The organism is Micromonospora sp. NPDC003776 (genome assembly GCF_053605645.1).
The window spans coordinates 1-4950 of sequence record NZ_JBSGJR010000527.1 but is presented as its reverse complement, the minus strand read 5'-3'; the positions used below and the strand labels follow the sequence as shown (position 1 = coordinate 4950).

General features: G+C 76.2%; 5 protein-coding genes and 1 pseudogene. 5 read left to right on the top strand and 1 reads right to left on the bottom strand.

The genetic code is table 11. The annotated features are described in order from the left end of the window. Positions 1-49 precede the first annotated feature (49 nt). Positions 50-229: a hypothetical protein gene (locus ACWEVO_RS30005; protein WP_452310834.1), complete on the top strand. Its 180-nt coding sequence runs from the start codon at positions 50-52 to the stop codon at positions 227-229. 4 nt (positions 230-233) lie between these two features. Here ACWEVO_RS30005 and ACWEVO_RS30000 read toward each other — a convergent pair whose 3' ends face one another. After that, positions 234-1688 (bottom strand): protein kinase domain-containing protein, encoded by a 1455-nt coding sequence (locus tag ACWEVO_RS30000; protein WP_452310833.1) that lies wholly within the window; start codon positions 1686-1688, stop codon positions 234-236. 176 nt (positions 1689-1864) lie between these two features. Here ACWEVO_RS30000 and ACWEVO_RS29995 point away from each other — a divergent pair, with 176 nt between their 5' ends. From ACWEVO_RS29995 to ACWEVO_RS29980, 4 genes and pseudogenes are all read left to right on the top strand, one after another. Further along, positions 1865-2698, top strand: a complete 834-nt coding sequence (locus ACWEVO_RS29995) for a patatin-like phospholipase family protein (RefSeq protein WP_452310832.1) — start codon at positions 1865-1867, stop codon at positions 2696-2698. Beyond that, positions 2698-3720: a 1-acyl-sn-glycerol-3-phosphate acyltransferase gene (locus tag ACWEVO_RS29990; RefSeq protein WP_452310831.1), complete on the top strand. Its 1023-nt coding sequence runs from the start codon at positions 2698-2700 to the stop codon at positions 3718-3720. Before ACWEVO_RS29995 ends, ACWEVO_RS29990 begins: the two co-directional genes overlap by 1 nt. A 35-nt stretch (positions 3721-3755) precedes the next feature. Then, positions 3756-4076: a divalent-cation tolerance protein CutA gene (gene cutA, locus ACWEVO_RS29985; protein ID WP_452310830.1), complete on the top strand. Its 321-nt coding sequence runs from the start codon at positions 3756-3758 to the stop codon at positions 4074-4076. A gap of 47 nt (positions 4077-4123) precedes the next feature. Beyond that, a pseudogene (locus tag ACWEVO_RS29980) lies at positions 4124-4950 on the top strand (SCO7613 C-terminal domain-containing membrane protein); the annotation flags it as partial.

Below are 4950 nucleotides of genomic sequence, written 5' to 3'. Positions count from 1 at the left end.
GCGGGGCCGGCCCGGGTAGCCCGGGCTGGCCTGCGAGCGGCGCTATGTGGTGCCCGGGGGTCTGCGGCGCGCGTCCGATCTGGACCCGGCCGACTGCGTGGCCCACGTCGCGGAGAACTTCTCGGTGGAGCGGATGGCCCTCGGCTACGAGTCGGTCTACCGGAGCTTCCTGGCGGCTCGCGCGGCGTACGCGGGGGAGCGGCCGGCGGCCCCGGTCGTCGCCCGCTGAGCGGTCAGGTCCGGGCCCCGGCCAGGTCGGCGGCGGCCGCGTCGAGCTGACGGGCGTACTCGGGGCTGATGCTGCCCTCCCGCTGCCGCTCGGCGATCTTGCCGCGGAGCCGGTCCACCGCGGCGGCCAGGTCGCCCGCGCCCGACGCGGCGGTCGCGTGGTGCAGCAGGTTGCGCAGGTCCACCCCGACGTCCTCGCGGATGCGGCCGGCGGCCAGCCCGGCCTCGATCAGCGCCTCCACCCGGTTGCCCGCCTCGACCAGGCTGATCCCGGGCGGCGGCGCCGGCGGGGTGGTGGTCGTGCGGGCCGACCGGCTCGGGCTCGACGCCGGAGGCTCGGACCAGGCGGTGCCCCGACTCGGTGGTGCGGTGGAGGGGACGACCACCGGCCCCGTGGCCGGCAGGCCGTCCGACGACGGCCGGCCGTCCGGGACCAGCGCGGGCACCAGCAGCGCGGCCCCGGCGACCACCACCACACCGACCCCCACCAGCAGCAGCGGCCGGCGGCGGCCCGCCGGGGCGGCGCGGCCGGCGCCGACCTCCGCGGTGGCGGGAACAGCCGGCTCCGTGCGCGGCAGCGCCGGCAGGGTCATCGTCGGCGCCAGCATCGTGGCGGCCTGCGGGTCGGCGGGCAGCAACTGGTCCCGCAACGCCGCCGCCACCTGGTGCGCGGTGGGCCGCCGCCGAGGCTCGGCGGCCAGGCAGCGCAGGCAGATCTCCGCCACCGGCGAGGGCAGCCCGGGTACGTCCAGGCTGGGCGCCGGACCCTCCGCCAGCGCCTCGCTGAGCTGGTCCCAGGTGTCCGCCGGGTACGGCACCTGGCCGGTCAGCGTCTCGAACAGCAGCACGCCCAGCGAGTAGACGTCGGTGGCGGGTTGGGCCGGCGCGCCGTCCAGCCGCTCCGGCGCCACGTAAGCCGGCGTGCCGAACGTGCCGCCGTCCTCGTCCTCGTCGGGCGCGCCGACCCGGGTGGCGATCCCGAAGTCGAGGACCTTCGCGCCGACCCGGGTCATCATCACGTTCGCCGGGGTGATGTCCCGGTGCACAATGCCCAGCCGGTGCGCCGCGGCCAGCGCCTCGGCCACCTGCGCGCCGATCTCCACCGCCTGCGGCCAGGGCAGCGGCCCCTCGGTGAGCCGGCGCTCCAGCTCCTCCCCGGCGAGCAGCTCCATCACCACGAAGGAGGTGATGCTGCCGTCCGGCGCCACCGTCTCGCCGTAGTCGTGCACGGCGGTGACGTGCGGGTGGACCAGCTGGGCGGCGGACCGGGCCTCCTCGCGCACCATGTCCCGGAAGCGGGCGTCGGCGGCGAGCGACGGCGCGAGCACCTTCACCGCGACGATCCGGTCCAGCACCTCGTCGCGGGCCCGCCAGATCACGGACATGCCGCCGGCCCCGATCTGGTCGATGAGCCGGTACCTGCGGGCCAGCAGCCTGCCGCCGTGCAGTGACGCCTTCACATCGCACCTGCCTGCCTTGGGAGCGGTATCAGGTTGCGGGAATGTGTCCGACCTGTCAACGGCTGTCCGGTCCGTGGTCGACGGCCCGCGCACTCCCGGTCGCCCCCGGTGAGCACGGCCGCCGGCGGGACCGGCTCGACCGGGCCGCCTTCCCGCCGCGTGCCAGGATGAACGGCATGGCGAGTGGTCCGGTGGCGTTCGTGCTCGGTGGCGGCGGGGTGCTCGGGGCGGTCGAGGTGGGCATGCTCCGCGCCCTGTTCCGCGCCCGGGTCCGGCCGGACATGGTGCTCGGCACCTCGATCGGCGCGGTCAACGGCGCCCTGGTCGCCGCCGACCCGACCGAGGCGGTCACCGACCGGCTGGTCCGGCTCTGGGCGTCGCCCGAGGCGAGCGAGGTGTACGGCGACTCCGTCGCCCGGCAGCTGCGGCGCTTCGCCGCCCGTACCCACCTGCACTCGCCGCGGCCGCTGCGCCGGCTGCTGGAGAACGAACTCGGCGAGGAGACCACCTTCGCCGACCTCAAGGTGCCCTTCCGCTGCTGCGCGGCGAACATCGAGCGGGCCGCCGAGCACTGGTTCCACAGCGGACCGCTGGTGCCGGCGGTGCTCGCCTCCGCCTCGGTCCCCGGCCTGCTGCCGCCCACCGAGATCGACGGCCAGCACTACATCGACGGCGGGGTGGTCAACTCGATCCCGGTCGGCGAGGCGGTCGCCGCCGGCGCGAGGCAGATCTTCGTCCTCCAGGTGGGGCGGATCGAACGCGAGCTGTCCCCGCCCCGCCGGCCCTGGGAGATCGCCCAGGTGGCCTTCGAGATCGCCCGGCGGCACCGGTTCGCCCGGGAGATGGCGGCGCTGCCGGACGGGGTGGAGGTGCACGTGCTCCCCACCGGCGGCCCGGGGCCGCGCGAGGACAGCCCGTGGGCGTACCGCGACATGGCCGCGGTGGGGCGGCGGATCAGCCGCGCGTACACCGCCTCCCGCCGCTACCTGGACGCCCGGCTGGAGCGCTGATGCCGCTGCCGCCCCGGTGGGTACGCCGGTTGCTCCTCGCCCCCAGCGTGGTGCTGCTGGCCGTCGCGGTCCTGGGCACGCTGCCCGGCTGGGCGCTGCTGGCGCTGGCCGCCTCGCCGCTGGTGCCGGGGCGGCTCCGGCCGCTGCGGCTGCTCTGGATCGGCACGGTCTACCTGGTCTGGGACGCCGCCGCCCTGCTCGCCCTCTTCGCGCTCTGGCTGGCCTCGGGCTTCGGCCGGTACAAGCGCTCACCGGCCTTCCAGCGGGCGCACTACCTGCTCGCCGGCCGCTTCCTGCGGGTGCTGTTCTGGCAGGCCCGCTGGACGCTGCGGCTGCGTATCGACGTGGTCGGCACCGACCCGGACACCGCCCTGCCCGGCCGCCCCGAGCTGGTGCTCTGCCGGCACGCCGGCCCGGGTGACTCGTTCATCCTGATCCACGCGCTGGTCAACTGGTTCCACCGGGAGCCCCGGATCGTGCTCAAGGAGAGCCTCCAGTGGGACCCGGCGATCGACGTCCTGCTCAACCGGCTGCCCAACCGGTTCATCGCGCCCGGCCCGGACGGCCGGGACACGGCGATCCGGCAGATCGGCCACCTCGCCACCGACCTGGACGACGACGACGCCTTCGTGATCTTCCCGGAGGGCGGCAACTTCACCCCGGGCCGGCGGCTACGGGCGATCGCCAAGCTGCGTGCGCTCGGCCTGGAGCGGATGGCGCTGCGCGCGGAGCGGATGCGGCACGTGCTCGCCCCGCAGCCGGGTGGCCTGCTCGCCGCCCTCGAGGCCGCCCCCGACGCCGGGGTGATCTTCGTGGCGCACACCGGGCTGGACCGGATGCTCACCGTCACGGACGTGTGGCGGGAGCTGCCGATGGACAAGCGGATCGTGATGCGGTTCTGGTCGGTGCCGCCGGAGGAGGTGCCCACCGGCAAGCAGGAGCGCATCGAGTGGCTCTTCGACTGGTGGGCGCGGATCGACCGGTGGATCGCGGCCAACCGCGACGGCGTCGCCGCCGGTTGACCGATCCCGGCCGGTACGCCGCGTAGGGTGCGCTCGTGGAGCAGATCTGCGTGGTGACCACGGTGGTGGACGCCCGGCGGGTGGCGGACCTCCTCGCGGCGGCGGCCGTGGCCGGCCGCCTGGCGGCCTGTGCCCAGGTGGGCGGCCAGGTGGAGAGCACCTACTGGTGGCGGTCGGCGATCGAGACGACCACCGAGTGGTCGGTGCAGTTCAAGACCGCGCCGGACCGGGTGGACGCCCTGGTCGACCAGCTCCGCGTCAGCCACCCGTACGAGGTGCCGGAGATCCTGGTGACGCGGGTGGAGAGCGGCAACCCCGACTACGCGGCCTGGGTGCACGAGCAGACCCGACCCTAGGTATCCCTACTCTGTCCGCCCTTGCCTCCGGTCAGGATGCTGGGCGGGTGGAGAACACCGGCTACCCCTGTCCCGGCTGCGGCGCCCCCGCCGATCTCGTCGCCGGCTGCCGCGGCTGCGGTCACCCGCCGTACCCGCCGGCCGCCGAGGTGATCCGGCTGGACCGGGAGATCGCCACGCTGACGCCGCAGGTGGAGCAGGCCCGGGTGGCGTACCAGGAGTTGAGCGTCCGGCTCGGCTCGGCGCGGGTCCGCCGGGCGGAGCTCAGCGCCCGGATCCGGCGGGAGATCCCGCCCCCGCGCCCGGTCGTGTCGCTGCCGCCGGCGTCCCCGCCGCCGGTCCGCCCGGTGCCGGCCGTGCCCGCGCCACCCGGCGCGCCGGAGACCTCGGCCCGGGCGGTGCAGGGCCTCCTCTTCGTCCTCGGTGGACTGCTGCTCGGCACCGCGGCGGTGGTCTTCACGGCGGTCGCCTGGGCCGCGTTCGGGGTGGCCGGGCGCGCGTTGATCCTGCTCGCCTGCACCGGGCTCGCCCTGGCCGCGCCCCTGCTGGCCCGCCGGCGCGGGCTGCCCGGCACCGCCGAGACGTTCGCCGCGGTGGGGCTGCTGCTGGTGCTGCTCGACGGGTACGCGGCCTGGTCGGTGGACCTGTTCGGGGTGGCCGGCTGGCCGGGGAGCCGGTACGCCGCGCTGGTCGGGGGGATCGGGGCGGCCGTGGCGGCCGGGTACGCGCGGGGGAGCCGGCTCACCGTGCCGTGGTTCGCGGCGCTGCTGACCGCGCAGCCGGTGCTGCCGCTGGCGGTGGCGGCGGCGAGGCCGTCCGCCGCCGGCTGGGCCGCGGTGTTCACCGCGGTGGCGCTGGGCGACCTCGTGGTGGT